Origin of the sequence: Nocardia sp. NPDC004151, from assembly GCF_042874235.1 — a bacterium.
Taxonomy (GTDB): Bacteria; Actinomycetota; Actinomycetes; order Mycobacteriales; family Mycobacteriaceae; genus Nocardia.
Map to the genome: position 1 here is coordinate 26595 of NZ_JBIAMR010000025.1, position 20510 is coordinate 47104.

Here is a 20510-nt window from a genome sequence, read left to right on the forward strand (position 1 = left end):
ACACTCGCACAGATTTCAGCCTCGATCGAGATGAGGACATATGCGGTACACACTGACCGGCCTCGCCGCCGCGGCGGCTTTCGCGACGATGCTCACGACGCCCGCAGGAGCCGACGCGAGCCCGCACGGTTATGAGGAGTACGTCGCCTTGGGCGACTCGTTCGCGGCCGGACCCTTGGTACCGGCCCAGGGCGGCGACTCGGCGAGCTGCCTGCGGTCGGTCGACAACGGGTATCCGGCACGACTGGCCGCCACCCTGGGCATCCGGAACTTCCGGAACGTGACCTGCTCCGGAGCCAAAGCCCAGGACTTCGACAAAGCCGATCCCGGATGGGGACGCGGCGCGACACCGCAGTACGACGCCCTGAGCGCGAGCACCGACCTGGTCACCCTCACCATCGGAGCGAACGACGCCGGACTGTTCCAGGACCTGCTCGGCTGCTTGAGCCCGGCGCCGGACGACGCCGCCCGCGCCTGCGTGGACCGCTTCACCGGCGGCGGCGTCGATCAATTGGCGGACAAGGTGGACGCCGCCGCCTCGACCATCGGCGCCACCCTAGACGAGATCGCGCGCCGCGCACCCCGCGCGCGCATCCTGATCACCAGCTACGGCCAATACCTGCGCCCCGGAGGATGCCCGAACCTCGCGGCCCCGATCACAGCCCGCGACGCCGACTACCTGCAGACCACCATCGACCGTCTCGGCGACCGCATCGCCGAACAGGCCGCCACGCACAACGCGACCTTCGTCGATCTGCGTCGAGCGAGCCTCGGACACGACTCGTGCGCCGCCCCACAGGACCGGTGGATCGAGCCGCTGCTGCCCGCCTCCCCGGCCGCGCCGTTCCATCCCAATGCCCAAGGCGGACAAGCGTTCGCGAACCTGATCGCAGCGACGCTGTGAGGAGGTAGCGGGACAGGATCGAACCTGCGGACGATCAGTCCGTGACCAGGTTCATGCGGAGGAACTCGGTGATGCGGAGCAATTTCGGTGGACGCACCGCCTCGTTGAGGAAGGCCTGGATGGCCTCGCCCGCTCCGACCAGGCGCGGGGCGGTGAGTTCCACGTCCTTCCCGTCGATCCGGAGGCTGGCCCCGCCTGCCGCGAGGACATTGCGCACCCAATCCGAGCGCGATCCGTACACGGGGACAAACAGGTAGCCGCCGTCGACCGGGTAGGCGTCCATCGGGGTGCGATAGGTCGCGCCGGAGACACGGCCGACGTGTGTCAGCACGGGCCACTTCCCGCTCGCGATCGCGCGCGGGTTGAACACCCGCTTGTTCACGTGCCCCCACCATCTCGGCATCGGCATGGTGCATCTCCTTCTGACGGTAGTGCGCATGACCTTGGCGCCTTACCGTTGTAAGTCACCCTTACATGCGTAAGGGTGACTTACGATCGTAAGCCTGTCAACATCTCGTCCAGGGAGCCGCTGTGTCGCGACCATCGCAACCACTGAGCAGGGAACGCGTGCTGGAAGCCGCCATCCGAGTCGCGGATCGCGGTGGCGCGGAAGCGATCACGATGCGGCGGGTGGCTCAGGAGCTGGGCGTGGAGGCGATGTCGCTGTACCACCACGTGCCCAACAAGGACGGACTCCTGGACGGCGTGGTCGACGCGGTGTTCGCGGCGATCGAACTCCCCGCCCCCGGAGGCGGGGACTGGCGTGACGCGATTCGCGTGCGCGCCCGGTCCGCCCGAGAGGTTCTCTCGCGGCACAGCTGGGCGCTCGGACTCATGGACTCCCGGCGCAACCCGGGACCGGCCACGCTCCGCAGCCACGACGCGGTGCTCGGCGTACTCCGCGCAGCGGGCTTCCCGCTACCGCTCGCCGCGCACGCGGTTTCGCTCATCGACAGCTACACCAGCGGATACGTTCTCCAAGAAGAGAACCTGCCGGCGACGACGCCCGCCGACGTCGACGATGTCGCGGGCGGGATCCTCGAACGCCTGCCGCCCGATCAATTGCCGTACCTGCGGGAAATGATCGTCGACCACGCCCTCGGGACGGACTACGACCACACCGGCGAATTCGCCTACGGCCTGGACCTGATCCTCGATGCGCTCGAGGATCGCCGGAAGCAGCCCTGATCGACGCGGCGACGCACCGATCACCCCCGACGAGGTCCTCACCGCCGGCGGGGCGCTCACCCCATTGGACGCTCTGTCAGTCCCAATCGAACCAATCGAAGAACTCGAACGGCAGTAGATGCTTGTACCAACCCGGAGGGATTCCCCAGCCCGGAGGGAACAAGAAGTGCTTGCTGTCCCTGACCTGGTCCGAGTGCTGATCGACAGGGGTGGGGGCGTAGTTGGTGACCACATCGGCCTGGGTCGGGACGGTCACGGCGGTGACCGGAGCCACCGCAATAGCACCGGCGAGGATGGCCCGAGCCACCGTTTGCCTGGTCATTGCGAACATTGCTGAACCTTTCTGATGATCGAACGGTCGCATCATCGTGATGCTCCCGAATCCCGCACTGCTGACGGAAGTTCGTCGTACGGTCCGGGCTGGAACTACCGCTGTGGGCCGATCGAGCCCGTTCTGGTCATGTGGGAGTGGGTGGCTTCTCGGCAGGACGCATGACGGCGTGCCACCACGATTCGAGCCGACTCGGCTCCGGCCAGCGCACCACGGGAACATCGTCATCGGAACCGCTGGTGATGGTGGGTGTCGTCGTGTGCCGCTTTCCCGGACGGCGGGCGAGCCGGTCACCGCGTGGGGTTGCTGTCATGGCGCACCTCCGAATCTCTGGCCCGACGCCGGGTCTCACCGGGCGGGCTGGATTCGCAACTCGCGGCGGCGGTGTACGCCGGGGTCGACCGCGCGCGAGGAAGGCCACGAAGGCCCAGGGGCAGTGCCGAGGGGTCTGCGCCACCGCAGAGGGGGCCGACGTGGGTCATGGTAGGCATTCGAGGTCAACGGCGGGCTACGTTAGAGCCGATTCTCGGGGTCTACTGCCGAGATCGAACCCAGCGAGCGCACGATTCGCGAACACCAGCGCTGGCGCGCGGCCGCCCAGTACCCGATCCTGGCGAACAGTTGGCGCGTACTCGTCCCGCAGACGCGAGAAAGGCCCGGAACCTGATGGTTCCGGGCCTTTTCGTAGTAGCGGGGACAGGATTTGAACCTGCGACCTCTGGGTTATGAGCCCAGCGAGCTACCGAGCTGCTCCACCCCGCGTCGGTGAACACAACATTACACACGGCCGAGCAGATGCACCAAATCGACTGGTCAGGCGGGATTTCGAGGGCGATTCGGGCCCGCTGGGCGAAGGTCGCGGAGCGAATCGGACCGGACGGTTGCCCATAAGCGGAGCAATCGAAGTGAAAATCTCCCATTTGAGAGCCTCGCGCACGCGTATGGCCGCCGGCATGCGCCAGAAACGTGACCGGTGTCACAAATTATCGGTGATTCGAGTCACATCACGGCGAGATAACAGACCGTTCCGGCTTGGCATTTACAGCATAGCCAACCTGCATCAACGCCGATTTTTCAGTCATTCGCTTCATGCAATTCTGACGTTATCAAGACGTGATCTACCGAGATTTCCTCGTTATCGTCAGTCGCGGCCCGGACCAAACCTGCGATGGGCTCCGACTCGAACCGCTGCACTCCGGAAACCCTGTCCCGCGGTCGAGCACCCCGACTCCTGGGGACAGGGACACGGCGGAGCATCCGCGCCGGGCCGGTCGGCACAGGGAGGGAAAAACACATGAAACAGAACCGGAAGATCAACACCCGCGCCCTCGGCCTCGCCGCCGTCACCGGCGCACTTGTTGCCGTCCCGTTCGGCTTCACCGCGACCGCCTCCGCCGCTCCGGCCCACGACTGGGACGGCGTCGCCCAGTGCGAGAGCGGCGGCAACTGGGGCATCAACACCGGCAACGGCTACTACGGCGGCCTGCAGTTCTCGCAGAGCACCTGGGCCGCCAACGGTGGTTCCGGCAACGCCGCCAACGCCAGCAAGGCCGAGCAGATCCGGGTGGCCGAGAACGTGCTCGCCTCCCAGGGCGTCGGCGCCTGGCCGGTCTGCGGCCAGTACCTGCGCACGGGCATCTCCGAGCCCGAGCCCGCCCCGGAGCCCGCCGCCCCCGCGCCCGTCGCCCCCGCGGCCCCCACCGACCGCCAGGCCCTGATCGACCAGGCCAAGGGCGTCGCCAACACCGTCGCCGAGCAGCTGGGCGTGCAGGATCAGTACAACCAGATCCTCGCCTCGAACGCCGGCCTCATCGAGACCTGGGGCAAATAGCCCGAATCTCCTTCCTTTCCGGAAGATATGGAAAGGTGCTGCGTCAATGGCGACGCGGCACCTTTCGCTATTTCGAGGCAATAATTCTTATTGTGCGACAGTAATTTCCGTGTCGCGAAAAGCGAAAGGCGCTGTCATCCAACGGATGACAGCGCCTCTCACGTCAACGGATCAGCTACCGGCCTTCTGGTAGTTGTTCACCGCGGTCTGCAACTGCTCGAGCGCCTTGCCCAGCGCGCCCAGATCGCCCGACTTCTGCGCGTCCTGCACCTGCCGCAGCGCGTCGTCGAGCTGCTTCACCGCCGCGTCCTTACCGGTGGATCCGGTCGGCGGAGGCGGATTGGCCGGCGGCGTCGCGCCCTGGGTGGGCGGCGTGGCCGCTTGTCCCGGTTGGTCGGTCGCGGCATTGCCGGCGGCCGGCAGGACCTGGTCGAGGGCTTCCTTGACCGTCGCACCGTAGCCGACCTTGTCGCGGTAGCTGGCCAGGACCTTCACCAGCTGCGGGAAGGACGGTGCGTTCGGACCGCCGGTATTGCGTTCCAGATACCAGGGTTCGACGTAGAGGATGCCGCCGTCACCGACCGGCAGGGTCAACAGGTTGCCGTACTTGATCTTGTTGACATTGCCGCCCGTCAACAGGTTCCGGTCCCGCGACACTTGATCGGCCGTCGTCATGGACGTCTGCGTCTGGCCCGGGCCCGCGGTCTGTGAATCCGCGGGCAATCGGAGCACCGTCAGCTTGCCGTAGTTCGCCGGATCCGAATTCGCCTGCAGGTAGGCGGACATATAGTTCCGCTTGTAGCCCACGATGGCGCTGGTCAGATTGAACTGCGGCTTACCGGTTTTCGGATCGCCGAGCAGCACGTAGTACGGCGGCTGATGGGCGCTGCTGGCCGCGCCCTCCTGGGTCGGATCATTGGGCACCGACCAGAAGGCGTTGCCATTGAAGAACTCCACCGGATCGTCGACGTGGTACTTGGCCAGCATCTCGCGCTGCACCTTGAACAGGTCCTCGGGATACCGGAAGTGCGAACGCAGCTCGTCGGAGATCTCGCTCTCCGGCTTCACCGAGTTCGGGAACACGCCCATCCAGGCCTTGAGCACCGGATCGGTCTTGTCCACCTCGTACAGGCTGACGGTCCCGTCGTAGGCGTCCACCGTCGCCTTCACCGAGTTGCGGATGTAGGAGACTTCCTTGCGCGGTAGTAGACGCCCCGTGGCCTGGTCGATGCTGTCCTCGACCGCGCCGTCGAGCGGAGTCTTCTGCGCGTACGGGTAGTTGTCGAGGCTGGTGTAGGCGTCCACGATCCAGACGATGCGGCCCTTCACCACGGCCGGGTACGCATCGCCGTCGGCGGTCAGCCACGGCGCCACCTTGGTGACGCGCTCGCGCGGACTGCGGTTGAAGATGATCTTCGAGTCCGACCCGATGGCGCCCGAGAACAGGATGTTGCGCTCGGCGTACTTGGCCGCGAAGGCCAGCCGGTTGAACCAGTTGCCGATCTTCACGCCACCGGCGCCGTCGTAGGTGAACTGGTCGGTGGGGGTGTCGTATTCACGCGCGGTCTGGCCGTTCGCGCCGACGATGGCGTAGTCGGCGTCGGTCTTGGAGATCAGCTCGCCGTAGTAGATGCGCGGCTGATCGACCGGAATGGCCTCCTTGAGCCCGGCCTTCTTGGTGATCAGGTCGCTGACCGTGGACAGGTCGCCCACGGTGAACACGGGATAGCCGTAGCCGCCGTTGGAGTCATTGCCCGCGCTCTGCCCGGCCTGCTGGGATTCCTTGGGCGGGGCCGCGTTCACCTTGTTGGCGGGCGAGGCCACGAAGCCGTTGCCGTGCGTGTACACGGTGTGCTTGTTGAGCCAGTTGGTCTGGTTCTCCGACAGGTTCTGCGGCTGGAGTTCGCGCGCCGCCACCACGTAGTCGCCCAGTTCACCGTTGACGGTGTAGCGGTCGATGTCGAGCGGGTCCGGGAAGCCGTAGAAGTTCTGCAGCTGCTGGTTGCGCTGAATGAACGTCTGGGTCAGCAGGTTCGGGTCCAGCAGACGGATGTTCTTGATGGTCTGCTGGTCCGCGGGCGAGGAGACCTGCTCATTGGTCGCCACGCCCTTGTAGTTGACGTATTCGACCTTGTCCGGGGTGAGCCCGTACGCGGCGCGGGTGGCCGCGATATTGCGCTCGATATAGGTGCGCTCCTTGGTGGCCGCGTTCGGGCGCACCGAGAACTGCTCCACCAGCAGCGGCCACACCGCGCCCACCAGCACCGAGGACAGCACCAGCAGCGCCGCCGCCATGGCCGGAATGCGCAAGTCGCGCAGCACGACTCCGGCGAAGAAGGCGATGGCGCAGATGACCGCGATGGACAGCAGGATCAGCTTGGCGGGCAGCACCGCGTTGATGTCGGTGTAGGAACCGCCGGTGAAGGTCGGCTCCTTGCGGGTGCTCGACAGCAGCGCGTACCGGTCGAACCAGTAGGCGACCGCCTTGAGCGCCACGAAGATTCCGGCCAGGATCGCCAGCTGCACCCGCGCGGAGTTGCTCAGCGTGCCCTCCCGCCCCGACAGCCGCAGCCCGCCGAAGACGTAGTGCGCCACCAGGTTCGCGAAGAACGCGATCACCACCGCCACGAACAGCCAGTTCAGCACCATCCGGTAGAACGGCAGGTCGAAGGCGTAGAAGCCGACGTCGAGATGGAACTGCGGGTCCTGCACCCCGAACTGGCCGCCGTGCAGGAACAGCTGCACCGTCACCCAGTTCGACTGCGCCACCAGACCCGACAGCACGCCGATGAGCACCGGGATGCCCAGGCCGAACAGACGCAGCCGGCTCATCACCGTGGTGCGGTAGCGGGCGATCGGATCGCCGGGACCGCTCACCGGCACGAACACCGGCCGGGTGCGGTAGGCCAGCAGCAGCGCCAGCCAGATGATCACCGCCACGACCACCGCCACCACCAGGAACAGCAGCACCCGGGTGAGGAGCACGGTGTGGTAGACGTTGCGGAACCCCACCTCCCCGAACCACAACCAGTTGGTATAGGCGTCGGTCAGCCGGGGCCCGACCAGTAACAGCGCGGCCAGCACCAGGGCCGTGACGAGCAGAATGCGGCTGCGTCGCGACAGCGAAGGTAAGCCGGTCGGGGGGCGCATGCCCACGATGCCACTCTCCCAGGGTCCGGCGACGTCCGAGCCGGGAAACCGGCGCCGAACGTCGCAGTCCGATGATGCGAGCTGGTCCCAGGGGACCGTTCGCGCCCCACTCTACGTAAAACGCCCGCCGCGCGGCCCAACACCTGCCGCGTCGGACAGGTATTCACGAGATGCGAGGATGACCGGGTGAATCCAGAGCAGTGGGCGGCGTCGGCCCTGTACCGGTGCATTCGGGAAGTCGCGGAGTATGCCGACGGTGAAGGCTGGGATCGGCCGCCGCAGATGTTCGCGCTGGTCCCGACCGCGGACCTGGTCGCCGCCGAGCCCGCGCTGCTCGATCAGCTCGACGAGAAGGACGCGCTGACTCCCATCGCGCAGGAGCCGTTCCCGGAGGACATCGCCGGGGAGGCCGACGCCATGGCACTCGACGAATTCCTGGGGACCACCAGCTGGCCGGCCTCGGTCGAGGGCTGTGTGCTGGTGCAGCAGATCGTGGTGCTGCCGCCGACCGCCGAGCAGTCGCTCGACGACGCCATCGCGCCGCTGCTCGCCGACCGGGACGCCGCCGATCAGGCCGGTCGCCAGGCGGCGCTCACCCACGCCGAACGCCGCGACGCCCGGCTGTTCGTCGGCGTGCTGCGCGACGGCACCTCGCTGTCGCTGCTGCAGGTGCGGCCCAGCGAGGAGGAAGAGGACCCGTTCGGCGACCTCGACCTGCGCACCGCCCCGAACCTCGCCCCGAATCTGGTCGAGGCGCTGCGGCACACCCTCGAGAACAACCCCGACGAGTTCTGACCCCGCGCCGGGCGAGGGTCAGCCGCAGGTCGGCGCGTCCTTGCCCGCATTGATGTCGTCGAGAGCCTGGACGGCGCCGGACAGGTTCTCGACCTTCACCAGGCGCAGGCCCGCGGGCGTGCGCTGCGCGGCCTCGTTGCAGTTGGCGGCCGGGACCAGGAAGGTCTCGGCGCCCTTGTCGCGCGCGGCGATCATCTTGTACTGGATGCCGCCGATCGGGCCGACCTTGCCGTCCGGATCGATGGTGCCGGTGCCCGCCACGAACTTGCCGCCGGACAGGTCGCCGGGGGTGAGCTTGTCGATCAGGGCGAGGGTGAACATGAGTCCGGCCGAGGGGCCGCCGATCTCGCCGAGGTTGAACGCCACCTTGATCGGGCCCTTGGAGATCTCGTCCGGGGTGATGCCCAGGTAGCCCTTGCCGGAGTCGTCGGGGCGCGGGGCCAGGGTGATCTCGGCGGTCTGCTCGACGCCGTCACGGCGGAAGACCACCCCGATGGCGGTGCCGGGCTTGACCGAGGAGACCGCGGCGACAACGTCTTTCGCGGTGACGATGTGCTTGCCGTCCACCATCACCAATTCGTCACCCTTGCGCAGCACATCCTTGGCGGGGCCGTCATCGGAGACATTCGCGAGCTGGACCGCGGTCGGCAGCTTCAGATAGTTGAGCGCCGCCAATTCGGCGGAGTCCTCGGAATCCTTGAACTGCTGCTGATTGGATTTGTCTACATCGTCACGTGTCTGCCCCGGGGGATACACCTCGGCGCGCGGCACCAATCCGTGTTCACCGCCGATCCACAGCCGGAACGCGTCGAAGATATTCAGCTGATCGCGAACGGACACGGTCGTCATATTGAGATTGCCGGAAGCGGATTTCAGCTCCGCGCCCTGCACGTCGACCACCTGTTTGCCGTCGAATTCGCCCAGCGTATTGAAGGTCGGACCTGGTCCGAGCGCCACGAACGGCACCGTGACGACACTGCCAACGATACCCAGCGCCAGAATCGGGATCAGAGCGGCGAGCAGGGTGAATATCCGACGGTTCACGCGGCCAAGGGTACTGGTCATCGAGGCCATTGCCGCGCTCCGCTCGGCGGTTCGTGTGATCCGCGGCTCCAGTACCGTAGTGGGTATGAGTGATTTCCCGTTCGGATTCTCGAATCGCGACGACGACCCGGAGCGCAAGCCCGGCGACGAGTCCAGCGGTTCTGGTGCGAACAACCCGTTCGGATTCGGCATGGCCGGTCCGGGCGGTGGCGGATTCGATCCCTCGCAACTCGGCCAGATGCTCTCGCAGCTGGGCGCCATGTTCTCCAGCATGGGTCAGCCGGGCGCGGCCCAGGCCGGACCGGTCAATTACGACATCGCCAAGCGGCTGGCCCGCCAGCAGCTGGGCGCGAACGTCACGCCGGTCTCCGCGGGCGCGCAGAAGGCCGTGACCGACGCCTCGCACCTGGCGGAACTGTGGCTCGACGCGGCCACCACCTTCCCCGCCGGCGCGAGCAAGACCGTCGCCTGGACCGCCAACGACTGGATCGAGGAGACGCTGCCCACCTGGAAGCGGCTCTGCGACCCGGTGGCCGAACAGGTTTCGGGCATGTGGACCGCGACGCTGCCGGCCGAGGCCCGCGAATTCGCCGGGCCGATGATGGGCATGCTGGGCCAGATGGGCGGGCTCGCCTTCGGTTCGCAGCTGGGCCAGGCCCTGGGCCAGCTCGCCAAGGAGGTGCTGACCTCCACCGACATCGGGCTGCCGCTGGGTCCCGCGGGCACCGCCGCGCTGCTGCCCACCGCCATTTCCGAATTCAGCGCCGGGCTCGAGCAGCCCGAAAGCGAGATCCTGGTCTATCTGTCCGCCCGCGAGGCCGCCCACCAGCGGCTGTTCGCGCACGTGCCGTGGCTGCGCCAGCAGGTGCTGGGCGCGGTCGAGGACTACGCGCGCGGCATCAAGATGGACTTCTCGGCCATCGAGCAGGCCGCGGCGGGCCTGGACCCGATGACCCTGGCGCAGGATCCGTCCAAGCTGGAAGAGCTGCTGTCCCAAGGGACTTTCGAACCGCAGACCACGCCCGAGCAGAAGGCCGCGCTGGAACGGCTGGAAACCCTGCTCGCCCTGATCGAGGGCTGGGTGGAGACCGTGGTGAGCGACGCCGTGGGCGACCGGCTGCCCGGCGCGGGCGCGCTGGCCGAGACGCTGCGCCGCCGCCGCGCCACCGGCGGCCCCGCCGAGCAGACCTTCGCGACCCTGGTCGGGTTGGAACTGCGGCCGCGCAAGGTGCGCGAGGCCGCCGCGCTGTGGCGGCGACTGACCGACGACACCGGCCTGGAGAAGCGCGACGGCGTCTGGGCGCACCCGGACCTGCTGCCCGACTCCTCCGATCTGGACTCCCCCGCGGGCTTCATCGACTCGGTGCTGGGCGGCGGCTCGACGGTGTTCGACGATCCGCTGGCGCAGCTGGCCGAGACCGAGGCGCGCGAGCGGGCCGAGAAGGAGGCCCGGGGCGGCGACGCCGAGGCCGGAACCTCGGACGGGGAAGACGCGAAATAAGAGTTGTGGATAACCCGCGAAAGCGCTGATCAACAAGCGTTTTCGCGGGCTTCCGCATGTCCGGGGACCCGCAGACTGACGCTATGACGGCAATGACATCCCCACCAACAACAGCCCCCGCCCCAACCGCGACGCGCGGGGCGACCACCTATACCCGCGGACCGATGTTGCATCCGCGAATCGCGGTGCTGGTGCGGCCGAACGGCGCGGTGCAGCTCGGGTGGAGTCCGGAGCGTGCGGTCATCGTGCGACCGCCTGGTCCGGTGGAATCGGGGCCTGCGCTGGTGCGGCTGCTCGACGGGTCGCGGACCGAGTCGGAGATCCTCCGGCAGGCGCGGGAATTGGGGTTCGAGGTCGAGGACACACGGACGCTGCTGGGGGAGCTGGCGGATGCCGGTTTGCTGGCAGCGGCGGAACCTCGGAGCCGGCTGCGGGCGGTGCGGGTGCATGGGCGTGGGCCCTTGGCGGACGCGTTGCTCGATGGGCTGCACCGGATCGGACTGCGGGCCAAGCACTCTCATGGGCGTCCGGGCGCGCCGGGCGCGCCGGGCAGCGGCGGGCCGTGGCCGGAGCGGCCGGATCTGCTGGTGCTGTCCGACACGCTGGTGCCCGATCCGGCGCTGGTCGCCGACCTCATGCGGGCGCGCGTCCCGCACCTGCAGGTGCGGATCCGCGACGGGGCCGGGATCGTCGGCCCGCTGGTGCTGCCGGGCGAAACCGCGTGCCTGCGTTGTGCGGACCTGTACCGCACGGCGGCCGAACCGGCCTGGCCGCACCTGTCCGCGCAGCTGCTGGGCCGGGTCGGGTGCGCCTCCCCGGCGGTGGCCGCGCTCACCGCGGCGCTGGCGCTGCGCGAGATCGAGACCGTCGCCCGCGGCCGCGCGGAGCGGCCACCCGCGAGTTTGAACGCCACCCTGGAGTGGGACCCGGACATCCCGCGGCTGGATCGGCGGACCTGGACGCCGCATCCCGACTGCGGTTGCGGCGCGGACGCGGTGGTGTGATGGAAACCACTCCCCCTCGTCACCCGGCAGAACACGCGAATCCCATGGCGGACCGTCTGGGACATCGGCATGATGGGAACGTGTCAGAGATTGTGAGCAAGCGCTCTTCCCGCAATGCCAAGCTGGCCAAGATTCCGCTCGGCATCGCAGGGCGGGCGGCCGTCGGATTCGGCCGCAAACTTGCCGGGGGAGACAAGCAGGAGATCAACGCCGAGCTCAATCAGAAGGCCGCCGAACAGCTGTTCGCCGTGCTCGGGGAGCTCAAGGGCGGGGCCATGAAGTTCGGACAGGCACTGTCGGTGATGGAGGCCGCCGTCCCCGAGGAGTTCGGCGAGCACTACCGCGAGGCGCTCACCAAACTGCAGGCCGCCGCGCCGCCCATGCCGGTCGCGGCCGTGCACCGGCAGCTCGACCAGCAGCTGGGAACCGGTTGGCGGCAACGGTTCCGGGAATTCGACGACCAGCCCACCGCCTCGGCCAGCATCGGCCAGGTGCACAAGGCGATCTGGTCCGACGGCCGGACCGTCGCGGTGAAGGTGCAGTACCCGGGCGCCGACGAAGCGCTGCGCGCCGATCTCAAGACACTCAATCGGATGGCGGGCATGATGAGCGCGCTGATCCCCGGCGCGGAGATCAAGCCGATCCTCGCCGAGATCAGCGAACGCACCGAGGAGGAGCTGGACTACCGGATCGAGGGCGGGCACCAGCGCCAGTTCGCCAAGGCGTTCCACGGGCACCCGCGCTTCCTGGTGCCGAAGGTGGTGGCCAGCGCGCCGAAGGTGATCGTCACCGAGTGGCTCGACAACGCCACCCCGGTCTCGCGAATCATCCAGCAGGGCATGGCCGATCCAGAGGGGACGGTCGAGCTGCGCAATCGGGTGGCGGCGCTGATGGGCGAATTCCATTTCAGCTCACCGGCCATCGCGGGACTGCTGCACGCCGATCCGCATCCGGGCAACTTCATGGTGCTCGAGGACGGGCGGCTCGCGGTCATCGATTACGGCGCCTGCGCGCCGCTGCCCAACGGCTTCCCCAAGGTCCTGGGTGAACTGGTGGCGCTGGAGGTCGAGGAGCGCTTCGACGAGCTGGTGGCGCTGCTGCACGACCATGGCTGGGTCATTCCCGGAAAGACGGTGAGTATCCAGGAGATTCAGGACTATCTCCGCCCCTTCACCGACCCGATCAAGACCGAGACCTTCCATTTCACCCGCCGCTGGATGCAGCGCGTCGCGGGCAAGGCCACCGACATCTCCAATGCCGAGATGATGAAAACGGCCCGCTCCCTGCAACTTCCGGCCGAACACGTGATGATCTTCCGGGTCCTGGGCGGCTCGGTCGGCATCTGCGCCCAGCTCGACGCCGAAGTGCCCTTCATGAAACTGATGAACGACTGGGTCCCCGGCTACGCCGAAACCCGCCGCGCGGCTTCGTAGACAAGGGTTTTCGGGGAAGCCCCCGGCACTCTGGCGAAAAGGGTTTCAGGGGAAGCCCCTGAGAGCTACGAAAGTTGTCCCCGCACGCAAAACGACCCGCCTACCTCCAGGTAAGCGGGTCGTATGCGTTCCATTCCCCCGGAAGCCGGGGCGGTCATGCCACCGTGACCTTGCGCGGGCGGCCACGCGGGCGCTTGCGGGCGATCACGACACCCTGGTCGAAGATCTCACCGCCCCAGACACCCCACGGCTCGGCGCGATCCAGAGCGGCCGACAGGCAGCCCTGACGGATCGGGCAGCTGGCGCACAGCGCCTTGGCCTCTTCCAGCTGAGCCGGGGACTCGGCAAACCACAGGTCGGGGTTGCCGGCGCGGCAGGGGACATTGATGGTGACGGCCCGGCGGGTGCGGGCGGTCGTGTTGGCCACGGTGTTGCGGCATGTCACTCGTTCACGGATGACCGTGGTGGACACGTCGTTCTCCTTCAGCTCGTGCATCGGTCGTTCGTAGGTTTCGCGAAACCGGTGCCGGTGGCTGGAGGCCGATAAAACTATGGCCACGGTTTCGCGTCTGTCGCGATCCGTGGCCAGGAGGTCTGGGAGGTGAATCCCTACCTGAGTCGACTTCTGTGTCGACTCCTGTTCACGGACGCTGGGTCGGTGGTGTTGGGGCGGGCTGCCAGCAGATGCACCGGTCGCTCGGATCCGGTTGCGCCTGTGACGGTTTCGACGGCCGAGCCGGTGACGGTGTCAACGACTGCGGTTGCCGGGTACCAATTGCCCTTGGGCTTGTCCTGCTTGATCACGATCTGCTGATCCGCTTGGGCTTTGCTTGCAAAGACCTGAAGACCAAGATCGCCACTGAGGCTGGACATACGAATCCCCTGCGAAGCGAGGATCCCCAGGGAGACGGGCGCAACGGACATGACTGACGCCATGCTGACGCGGCCGGCGGTGATGCCGGTCGTCGCGATGCCTGCGTTGCTGTTCATTGGTCTGCCTCCCTCCTTCACTCGTTTGCGATCAGTGCTTGTCGCGCACGGGGTCTTCCCCTGTGCACCTGAACCACATTAGGTATCCATACAGATACGCACAACCTATTTTTGACCTGCGGTTTTCGACCTCACAACGGCGAGCACGTCCGCGCCGTAGGTTTGGAGCTTCTTCGCGCCGATCCCGGGTATCGCGACCAGGGCACGATCGTCGGCCGGGCGTTGTTCGGCGATCGCTGTCAAGGTCGTATCGCTGAACACCACGAAATGGGGCAGTTTGAGCTCGTCGGCTTTGTCGCGGCGCCATTCCTTCAGCGCCTCGAGCAGTCCGGTGTCGATGTCGGCGGGACAGCGCGAGCAGCGGCCCAGCATGGTGGCCTGGGTATTGAGCAGCGGGCGGCCGCAGATCCGGCAGGTCGGGTGGACCCGCTTGGGGCCGCTGGGCCGCTCGGTGGTGTGGGTGGCGATGCGCGAGGCCGGGGAGTCGTCGGGGACCAGGCCGATGAGGAACCGGGAGCGGCGGCGCACCTTGCGCCCGCCCGCGGAACGGGCCAGCGCCCAGGACAATTGGAGGTGCTCACGCGCCCGGGTGACGCCGACGTAGAGCAGGCGGCGTTCCTCCTCCAGCGCGGCCTCGTCGGACACGGTCGCGTCCGGGCCGAGCACATGCTGGATGGGCAGGGTGCCGTCGGCCAGGCCGACCAGGAAGACGGCGTCCCACTCCAGGCCCTTGGCCGCGTGCAGCGAGGCCAGCGTGACGCCCTGCACGGTCGGTGGGTGGCGGGCCTCGGCGCGGGCGGCCAGCTCGCGCAGCAGGCCGGACAGATCGAGTTCGGGTTCGGCCTCGGCCAATTCCTCGGTGAGGGCGACCAGCGCCACCAGCGAGGCCCAGCGCTCCCGGGCCTGGACGCCGACGGGCTCCTCCTTGGTGAGCCCGACGCCGGCCAGCGCCGCGCGCACCAGGGTCACCAGTTTCGGGCCGCGGGCATCGGGCAGGTCGTCGCGATTGGCGGCGGTGCGCAGCGCGGACACCGCCTGCCGTACCTCCGGCCGCTGGAAGAAGCCCTCGCCGCCGCGCACCTGATACGGGATGCCCGCCTCGGTGAGCGCCTGTTCGTAGACCTCCGACTGCGCGTTGATGCGGTAGAGGATGGCGATCTCCGCCGCGGGCACGCCATTGCTCAGCAGTTCGGCGACCGCCTTGGCCACGGCGGCGGCCTCGGCGGGCTCGTCGTCGTATTCGGCGAAGGCCGGTTCCGGACCGTCGGGACGCTGGCCGATGAGCTGCAACCGGGTGCCCGCGATGCGGCCGCGGGCCGCGCCGATCACCCGGTTGGCCAGCGACACGACCTGCGGGGTGGACCGGTAGTCGCGTTCCAGCCGGACCACGGTGGCCTCGGGAAAGCGGCGCGAGAAGTCCAGCAGGAACGTGGGACTCGCGCCGGTGAACGAGTAGATGGTCTGGTTGGCGTCGCCGACCACGGTCAGGTCGTCGCGATCGCCGAGCCAGGCGTCGAGCACCCGCTGCTGCAGCGGGGTGACGTCCTGGTACTCGTCCACCACGAAACACCGGTAGCGGCCGCGGAACTCCTCGGCCACCGAGGAGTAGTCCTCGAGCGCGGCGGCGGTGTGCAGCAGCAGATCGTCGAAGTCGAGCAGCAGGCCGTCGGGGGTGTTCTTCAGCGCCTCGTAATAGGTGTAGACCGTGGAGACCTTCTTGGCCTCGTAGGGCACGTCGCGGTGGCGGCGGGCCGCCTCGCCCGCGTAGTCCTCGGGCGCGATGAGCGAGCCCTTGGCCCATTCGATCTCACTGATCAGATCGCGCAGGCTGTCGGTATCGGTGGGCAGGCCCGCCCGGCCCGCGGCCTGGGCCACGATGGGGAACTTGCCGTCGATCAGCCGCCACGGCACGTCGCCGACCACCTGCGGCCAGAAGTACTTGAGCTGCCGCAGCGCCGCGGCGTGGAACGTGCGCGCCTGCACCTGCCCGGCCTCGCCGCTCAGACCCAGCGCCCGCAACCGGTTCCGCAACTCCCCCGCCGCGCGGGCGGTGAAGGTCACCGACAGCACCTGATCGGCCCGGACGTGCCCGGCCGACACCAGGTGCGCGATGCGATGGGTGATGGTGCGCGTCTTGCCGGTGCCCGCGCCCGCCAGCACGCAGACCGGTCCCCGGGGCGCGCGCACGGCCGCCGCCTGCTCGGCATCGAGGTCGTCGAGCCGGAGCTGGGCCTGGGTGGTCGCGGCAGTCACGCGCTCCATCATGACAGCGCCGTCCGACAGGGATGGCGGCCATCCGCGTGGCGGCGCGAAATCGGCACCGCCGCCCGGGTGCGAGTCGGCACCCGCCCGGGGCACAAGTCGACGCAGCGGTCCGGGGCGAAAGTCGACACCACCGCCCGGCAAAAGTCGACGCGTCCGTTCGGGCGCAACGTTGGCACAGCCACGGCGTCGTGGTGTCGCGGAATCGCGATTCAGTCGCGGTCGCGCAGGCGGCGCAGCGCCTCGGTGAAGCGCGGGGTCTGTGCGCCGAGCGGGTCGAAGAAGTCGCGGTCGCAGGCTTCGACCGCGCCGATGGCCCGATTGACCAGGGCGGCACCGGATTCGGTGGGGCGCAGGGAGCGGGCGCGTTTGTCGGTGGGGTGTTCGTGGCGTTCGAGCAGGCCCTTCTGTTCCAGGGTGCGCAGGACCTGGGAGGTCATCATGGGGTCGGTGGCGGCCTGGTCGGCGACGTCGCGCTGGGTGACGGGGTCGCCGCCCGACCGGGCGGTGAGCCAGGTCAGGGAGGCGAGCAGGACGAACTGGACGTGGGTGAGGTCGAAGGGGGCCAGGGCGGCGCGCTGGGCGGCCTGCCAGCGGTTGGTCACCTGCCAGAGCAAGAGGCCGGGGCTTTCGTCGGCATGCTCGAATTCGGTGTGCAGTCCGTCATTCGCCGTCACCGGCCGACCATAGCGCGGGAGATGACGGCGAAATCGTGGGCGGTGAGTTCGATCAGGCCGCGTCGCAGCACGATGCCCCAGTTGGGGACGCTGGTCAGATCCAGTTCGCCGCGCAGCGTGTCGATGGGGGTCTGGCGGGCGGTGTGGTCGTAGTCGACCGCGCGCCGCCACGGACGGAAGCAGCCGCCCCCGGCTGCCGGATCGGGCACGGTCTCGACCTGCCAGGCCGGGCCCTCGGCGATGGTGCCGAGGGCGGTGAAGGCCTTGATCGGTTCGCCCTCGCGCATGCCGGTGCGAGGCGAGTAGTAGACGAGTCCGTCTCCGGCGTGCATGCGTTCCACGGCGGCGCGTTTGCCGTGGTTGGCTTGTGCGAAGCCGAGTTCGACGCCGCGGCGGACGTGGTCACGGGAGACGACGCCGAGCCAGTACCGGGTGCTCATACCAGCACCGCCTCGGCGGCCGCGACCAGCGCGTCGACATCGCGCTGCAGCGATTCGCGCAGGCCGGCGCCCATGATCTTGATCCACAGAGCACGCAGCGGGCCCTCCATGGTGACGCGGACGGTGACGGTGGTGGCGCCGGCGATGGTGGCGACCCCGTGGGCGAAGATCAGCCGCGCGCCGAGCAGCTTGGACGTGTCGATGAATTCGGAGTCGGTGAGCTTGGTGATCACGAACTTGGTCTTGGGGCCACCCTTGGGCTTGAGGACGCCGGTCGCGCCCTGGACGAACGGGCCGTCGAGGGTGACCCATTCGGTGTCCTGGTTCCACTCCGGCCAGGTGGCCATGTCGGCCCACTTGGTGAAGAAGGCGGCGGGAGTGGCGGTCGAGGTGGCGGAGGCTTCGGCGATGAACGTCATGGACTTAGTATGCGCGCTTACTATTCATCCGTCAACCCCCGGTCCGCGATCAGTTCCGAGCCACCGTCGATCCGCTCACAATGACCCCGCGGCAGGAACACGATCGGCGGTGAGTATGTTGCATCGACCGTGACTGCTACCGATCTGACCATGTACTCGACGACCTGGTGCGGCTACTGCCGTCGCCTCAAGACCCAGCTCGACGAGGCCGGGATCACCTACGAGGTGATCGACATCGAAGACCACCCCGAGGCCGCCGAGTTCGTCGGCAGCGTCAACAACGGCAATCATGTTGTGCCGACGATCAAGTACCGCGACGGATCGACCGCCACCAACCCGAGCCTGCATCAGGTCAAGGAAGCCCTCGCCGCCATCGGCTGAGCCCCTTGGATACCGAAGAAGCCGCACACCGGTAGGTGTGCGGCTTCCTGTTGCGCCACCTCAGTTCTCGGCGGCCCAGGATTCGACAATGGTCCGGGCGATCGAGATCGAGCCCGGCAGTAGCAGTTTCGCCTCGCCGCCGGTGGCTCCGGTGGGCGATCCCCATGCGCCCGCGGCGAGCGCGTCGCGCACCTCGGCCCGGGTGAACCAGTACGCCTCGGCGATCTCACCGTCGCTGAAGGCCAGAGGCTGGTCCGGGTCGCCGACCGCGGCGAAGCCGAGCATGAGCGAGCGCGGGAACGGCCAGGGCTGGCTGCCCAGGTAGCGGATCTCGCGGACGTCGACACCGACCTCCTCCTTGATCTCGCGTTCGACGCAGCGTTCCAGGGACTCCCCCGCCTCCACGAATCCGGCCAGCAGTGAGAACAGGCCCTGCGGCCAGGTGTGCTGACGGGCCAGCAGGACGCGGTCGCCGCCGTCGTGGATGAGGCAGATGACGGCCGGGTCGGTGCGCGGGAAGTCCTCGTGCCCGGCTTCGCTGATCCGGGACCAGCCGCCGTTGGCGGATGTGGTGGGGCTGCCGTCGACCGGGCTGAAGGCGGCCTTGTCGTGCCAGTTCAGGACCGCGATGGCGGTGGCCAGCAGGCCGGTGCCGAAGTCGTCGAGGTCGAGGGTGGCGCCGAAGGCGCGCAGATCGGCCAGTTCGCCCTCGATGGTGTTGTCGCGCACCGCCCACAGGTGGATGTCGCCGTCGACGCCGAGGAAGACGGCCTCGGGGGCCCGTTCGGGGGCGAGGGTGAGCGCGGCCTCGAGCACCACCCCGCCCTGGTCGACGCGGACCTGGCCGCGCTTGTTCATCCGGAGGAGTTTGGCCTGGGGCCAGCCCTCTTTCAGCGCCTGTTCGTCGGAGCGGAGGTGTTCTGCGCGGTCGAGCGAGGTCCGCGACAGCACCGGAACGGCATTGAGCTCAAAAGCTGACACACCCCGAGACTAGACGGGCGCGCCGCTCAGGCGTGGACGCGCCGCAGATACAGCAGCTTGTCGTGCGCCTCGAGGGCGTCGGTCTCGGGATCGCCGACCCGGATGAGGTTGCCGTCGCGGACCACGCCGAGCACGATGTCGCGCAGGTGGCGCGGGGAGCCACCGATCTCCTCGGTCTCCACGTCGCGTTCGGCGATGGCGAAACCGGCGTCGGGGGTGAGCAGGTCCTCGATCATGTCGACCACGGTGGGCTTGGTGGTGGCGATGCCGAGCAGCCGGCCCGCGGTCTCCGAGGACACCACCACCGAGTCGGCGCCGGACTGGCGCAGCACGTGGGTGTTCTCGGCCTCGCGGACGGCGGCGGAAATCCTTGCCTTGGGGTTGATCTCGCGGGCGGAGAGGGTGACCAGCACCGCGGTGTCGTCGCGGTTGGCGGCGACCACGACGGCCGACGCGTGCTGAACCCCGGCCAGCCGCAACACATCCGACTTGGTGGCCGAGCCCTGCACGGTCACCAGTCCGGCGTTAGCGGCGAATTCGAGCACCTGCGGGTCGGTGTCGACGACGACGATATTGCTGGGCTGTTCGCCGTCGGCGAGCATGGCGTCCACGGCCGTGCGGCCCTTGGTGCCGTAGCCGACTACCACGGTGTGATTACGCACGGTGCGCCTCCATCGCTGAATCTTGAACGCCTGCCGGGATCGTTCGGTGAGCACGGACAGGGTGGTGCCGACCAATACGATGAGGAACAGGATCCGCAGTGGCGTGACCACGAGAATATTGATCAGCCGCGCGGACGGGGTGACAGGGGTGATGTCGCCGTAGCCGGTGGTCGACAGGGAGACCGTCGCGTAGTACGCGCAATCCAGCAGACCCATGTGCTCGCGAGCGTTGTCGTTGTAGCCGTCGCGGCCGACGTACACGACCAGGGTGGCTCCGATCAGCAGCAGCACCGCCAGGCCGAGCCGCCGCAGCAGCGAATACCAGGGGCTGGACTGCGCGGACGGGATCCGCAGCACACCGACGAGCGCGAAGTCGGGCCGATCGGTGAGCCCGGCCAGTCCGCGCGAGGAATCACCCAACACGCGAATCACCGTTCATTTCTGGCATTTCTGGCAGCGGCACAGGTCCGGAGCGTACCGGGCGAAACAAGGCGCGGCGGTTCCCAGCGGGGCGCGT

The 20510-nt window shown here is 68.2% G+C and carries 20 protein-coding genes and 1 tRNA gene; 8 read left to right on the forward strand and 13 right to left on the reverse strand.

From position 1 onward, the window contains the following. Positions 1-40: 40 nt before the first annotated feature. A complete protein-coding gene (locus ACFYTS_RS34845; RefSeq protein WP_387309520.1) occupies positions 41-904 on the forward strand; it encodes an SGNH/GDSL hydrolase family protein in 864 nt (287 codons plus the stop codon). A gap of 34 nt (positions 905-938) precedes the next feature. Here the strand turns inward: ACFYTS_RS34845 and ACFYTS_RS34850 are convergent, their stop codons facing one another. Further along, complete coding sequence (locus ACFYTS_RS34850; RefSeq protein ID WP_357286928.1) at positions 939-1313, reverse strand: nitroreductase family deazaflavin-dependent oxidoreductase; 375 nt, start codon at positions 1311-1313, stop codon at positions 939-941. Between the two features lie 122 nt (positions 1314-1435). On the opposite strand from ACFYTS_RS34850, the gene ACFYTS_RS34855 reads away from it, so the two are divergent. Then, positions 1436-2092 carry a TetR/AcrR family transcriptional regulator gene (locus tag ACFYTS_RS34855; RefSeq protein ID WP_387309521.1) on the forward strand — a complete coding sequence of 219 codons (657 nt, stop codon included), beginning with the start codon at positions 1436-1438 and terminating at the stop codon, positions 2090-2092. A gap of 76 nt (positions 2093-2168) precedes the next feature. On the opposite strand, the gene ACFYTS_RS34860 is transcribed toward ACFYTS_RS34855, so the two are convergent. Next, positions 2169-2423: a hypothetical protein gene (locus tag ACFYTS_RS34860; protein ID WP_357286933.1), complete on the reverse strand. Its 255-nt coding sequence runs from the start codon at positions 2421-2423 to the stop codon at positions 2169-2171. Between the two features lie 688 nt (positions 2424-3111). Further along, positions 3112-3185, reverse strand: a tRNA-Met gene (locus ACFYTS_RS34865). A gap of 532 nt (positions 3186-3717) precedes the next feature. Here ACFYTS_RS34865 and ACFYTS_RS34870 point away from each other — a divergent pair. Then, complete coding sequence (locus ACFYTS_RS34870) at positions 3718-4254, forward strand: transglycosylase family protein (protein WP_357286936.1); 537 nt, start codon at positions 3718-3720, stop codon at positions 4252-4254. A 171-nt stretch (positions 4255-4425) separates the two neighbouring features. Here the strand turns inward: ACFYTS_RS34870 and ACFYTS_RS34875 are convergent, their stop codons facing one another. Further along, positions 4426-7410: a UPF0182 family protein gene (locus ACFYTS_RS34875; RefSeq protein WP_387309522.1), complete on the reverse strand. Its 2985-nt coding sequence runs from the start codon at positions 7408-7410 to the stop codon at positions 4426-4428. 180 nt (positions 7411-7590) lie between these two features. Between ACFYTS_RS34875 and ACFYTS_RS34880 the strand changes: the two genes are divergently transcribed. Beyond that, the gene (locus tag ACFYTS_RS34880; RefSeq protein WP_387309523.1) at positions 7591-8199 is read left to right on the forward strand and encodes a PPA1309 family protein; all 609 of its coding nucleotides are present in this window, start codon (positions 7591-7593) and stop codon (positions 8197-8199) included. A gap of 18 nt (positions 8200-8217) precedes the next feature. Here the strand turns inward: ACFYTS_RS34880 and ACFYTS_RS34885 are convergent, their stop codons facing one another. After that, entirely contained in the window at positions 8218-9243 is a 1026-nt protein-coding gene (locus ACFYTS_RS34885; RefSeq protein WP_387309524.1) for a PDZ domain-containing protein, read from the reverse strand. A gap of 85 nt (positions 9244-9328) precedes the next feature. Between ACFYTS_RS34885 and ACFYTS_RS34890 the strand changes: the two genes are divergently transcribed. From ACFYTS_RS34890 to ACFYTS_RS34900, 3 genes are all read left to right on the forward strand, one after another. Then, positions 9329-10744 carry a zinc-dependent metalloprotease gene (locus ACFYTS_RS34890; protein ID WP_357286947.1) on the forward strand — a complete coding sequence of 472 codons (1416 nt, stop codon included), beginning with the start codon at positions 9329-9331 and terminating at the stop codon, positions 10742-10744. A 164-nt stretch (positions 10745-10908) separates the two neighbouring features. Then, positions 10909-11748, forward strand: a complete 840-nt coding sequence (locus ACFYTS_RS34895) for a hypothetical protein (protein WP_387309525.1) — start codon at positions 10909-10911, stop codon at positions 11746-11748. A 44-nt stretch (positions 11749-11792) separates the two neighbouring features. After that, entirely contained in the window at positions 11793-13181 is a 1389-nt protein-coding gene (locus ACFYTS_RS34900) for an AarF/UbiB family protein (RefSeq protein WP_357286952.1), read from the forward strand. A 154-nt stretch (positions 13182-13335) separates the two neighbouring features. Here ACFYTS_RS34900 and ACFYTS_RS34905 read toward each other — a convergent pair whose 3' ends face one another. From ACFYTS_RS34905 to ACFYTS_RS34930, 6 genes are all read right to left on the reverse strand, one after another. Beyond that, on the reverse strand, positions 13336-13677 hold the full coding sequence (locus ACFYTS_RS34905; protein WP_357286956.1) for a WhiB family transcriptional regulator: 342 nt from the start codon (positions 13675-13677) through the stop codon (positions 13336-13338). Positions 13678-13790: 113 nt separating this feature from the next. Further along, a complete protein-coding gene (locus tag ACFYTS_RS34910) occupies positions 13791-14171 on the reverse strand; it encodes a hypothetical protein (protein ID WP_357286959.1) in 381 nt (126 codons plus the stop codon). Positions 14172-14276: 105 nt separating this feature from the next. Further along, complete coding sequence (locus ACFYTS_RS34915; protein ID WP_387309538.1) at positions 14277-16433, reverse strand: ATP-dependent DNA helicase UvrD2; 2157 nt, start codon at positions 16431-16433, stop codon at positions 14277-14279. A gap of 212 nt (positions 16434-16645) precedes the next feature. Beyond that, positions 16646-17110: a MarR family transcriptional regulator gene (locus tag ACFYTS_RS34920; RefSeq protein ID WP_357286965.1), complete on the reverse strand. Its 465-nt coding sequence runs from the start codon at positions 17108-17110 to the stop codon at positions 16646-16648. Then, positions 17107-17550 carry an EVE domain-containing protein gene (locus tag ACFYTS_RS34925; RefSeq protein ID WP_357286967.1) on the reverse strand — a complete coding sequence of 148 codons (444 nt, stop codon included), beginning with the start codon at positions 17548-17550 and terminating at the stop codon, positions 17107-17109. Before ACFYTS_RS34925 ends, ACFYTS_RS34920 begins: the two co-directional genes overlap by 4 nt. Then, on the reverse strand, positions 17547-17969 hold the full coding sequence (locus ACFYTS_RS34930) for a hypothetical protein (RefSeq protein ID WP_387309526.1): 423 nt from the start codon (positions 17967-17969) through the stop codon (positions 17547-17549). The genes ACFYTS_RS34925 and ACFYTS_RS34930 overlap by 4 nt, the downstream gene beginning before the upstream one ends. A gap of 129 nt (positions 17970-18098) precedes the next feature. Between ACFYTS_RS34930 and ACFYTS_RS34935 the strand changes: the two genes are divergently transcribed. Continuing rightward, positions 18099-18350 (forward strand): mycoredoxin, encoded by a 252-nt coding sequence (locus ACFYTS_RS34935; protein ID WP_357286972.1) that lies wholly within the window; start codon positions 18099-18101, stop codon positions 18348-18350. A gap of 60 nt (positions 18351-18410) precedes the next feature. On the opposite strand, the gene nudC is transcribed toward ACFYTS_RS34935, so the two are convergent. Together nudC and ACFYTS_RS34945 are read right to left on the reverse strand one after the other, a co-directional pair. Beyond that, the gene (nudC, locus tag ACFYTS_RS34940) at positions 18411-19331 is read right to left on the reverse strand and encodes an NAD(+) diphosphatase (RefSeq protein WP_387309527.1); all 921 of its coding nucleotides are present in this window, start codon (positions 19329-19331) and stop codon (positions 18411-18413) included. A 26-nt stretch (positions 19332-19357) separates the two neighbouring features. Continuing rightward, the gene (locus tag ACFYTS_RS34945) at positions 19358-20416 is read right to left on the reverse strand and encodes a potassium channel family protein (RefSeq protein ID WP_357286977.1); all 1059 of its coding nucleotides are present in this window, start codon (positions 20414-20416) and stop codon (positions 19358-19360) included. Between the last annotated feature and the right edge of the window lie 94 nt (positions 20417-20510).

Bases quoted from the DNA above. Each gene is read 5' to 3' on its own strand.
- ACFYTS_RS34900 (WP_357286952.1), top strand. From the start codon at position 11,793: ATGGCGGACCGTCTGGGACATCGGCATGATGGGAACGTGTCAGAGATT.
- ACFYTS_RS34870 (WP_357286936.1), top strand. From the start codon at position 3,718: ATGAAACAGAACCGGAAGATCAACACCCGCGCCCTCGGCCTCGCCGCC.
- ACFYTS_RS34850 (WP_357286928.1), bottom strand. From the start codon at position 1,313: ATGCCGATGCCGAGATGGTGGGGGCACGTGAACAAGCGGGTGTTCAAC.
- ACFYTS_RS34930 (WP_387309526.1), bottom strand. From the start codon at position 17,969: ATGACGTTCATCGCCGAAGCCTCCGCCACCTCGACCGCCACTCCCGCC.
- ACFYTS_RS34925 (WP_357286967.1), bottom strand. From the start codon at position 17,550: ATGAGCACCCGGTACTGGCTCGGCGTCGTCTCCCGTGACCACGTCCGC.
- ACFYTS_RS34895 (WP_387309525.1), top strand. From the start codon at position 10,909: ATGTTGCATCCGCGAATCGCGGTGCTGGTGCGGCCGAACGGCGCGGTG.
- ACFYTS_RS34860 (WP_357286933.1), bottom strand. From the start codon at position 2,423: ATGTTCGCAATGACCAGGCAAACGGTGGCTCGGGCCATCCTCGCCGGT.
- ACFYTS_RS34905 (WP_357286956.1), bottom strand. From the start codon at position 13,677: ATGCACGAGCTGAAGGAGAACGACGTGTCCACCACGGTCATCCGTGAA.
- ACFYTS_RS34845 (WP_387309520.1), top strand. From the start codon at position 41: ATGCGGTACACACTGACCGGCCTCGCCGCCGCGGCGGCTTTCGCGACG.
- ACFYTS_RS34890 (WP_357286947.1), top strand. From the start codon at position 9,329: ATGAGTGATTTCCCGTTCGGATTCTCGAATCGCGACGACGACCCGGAG.
- ACFYTS_RS34915 (WP_387309538.1), bottom strand. From the start codon at position 16,433: ATGGAGCGCGTGACTGCCGCGACCACCCAGGCCCAGCTCCGGCTCGAC.
- ACFYTS_RS34910 (WP_357286959.1), bottom strand. From the start codon at position 14,171: ATGAACAGCAACGCAGGCATCGCGACGACCGGCATCACCGCCGGCCGC.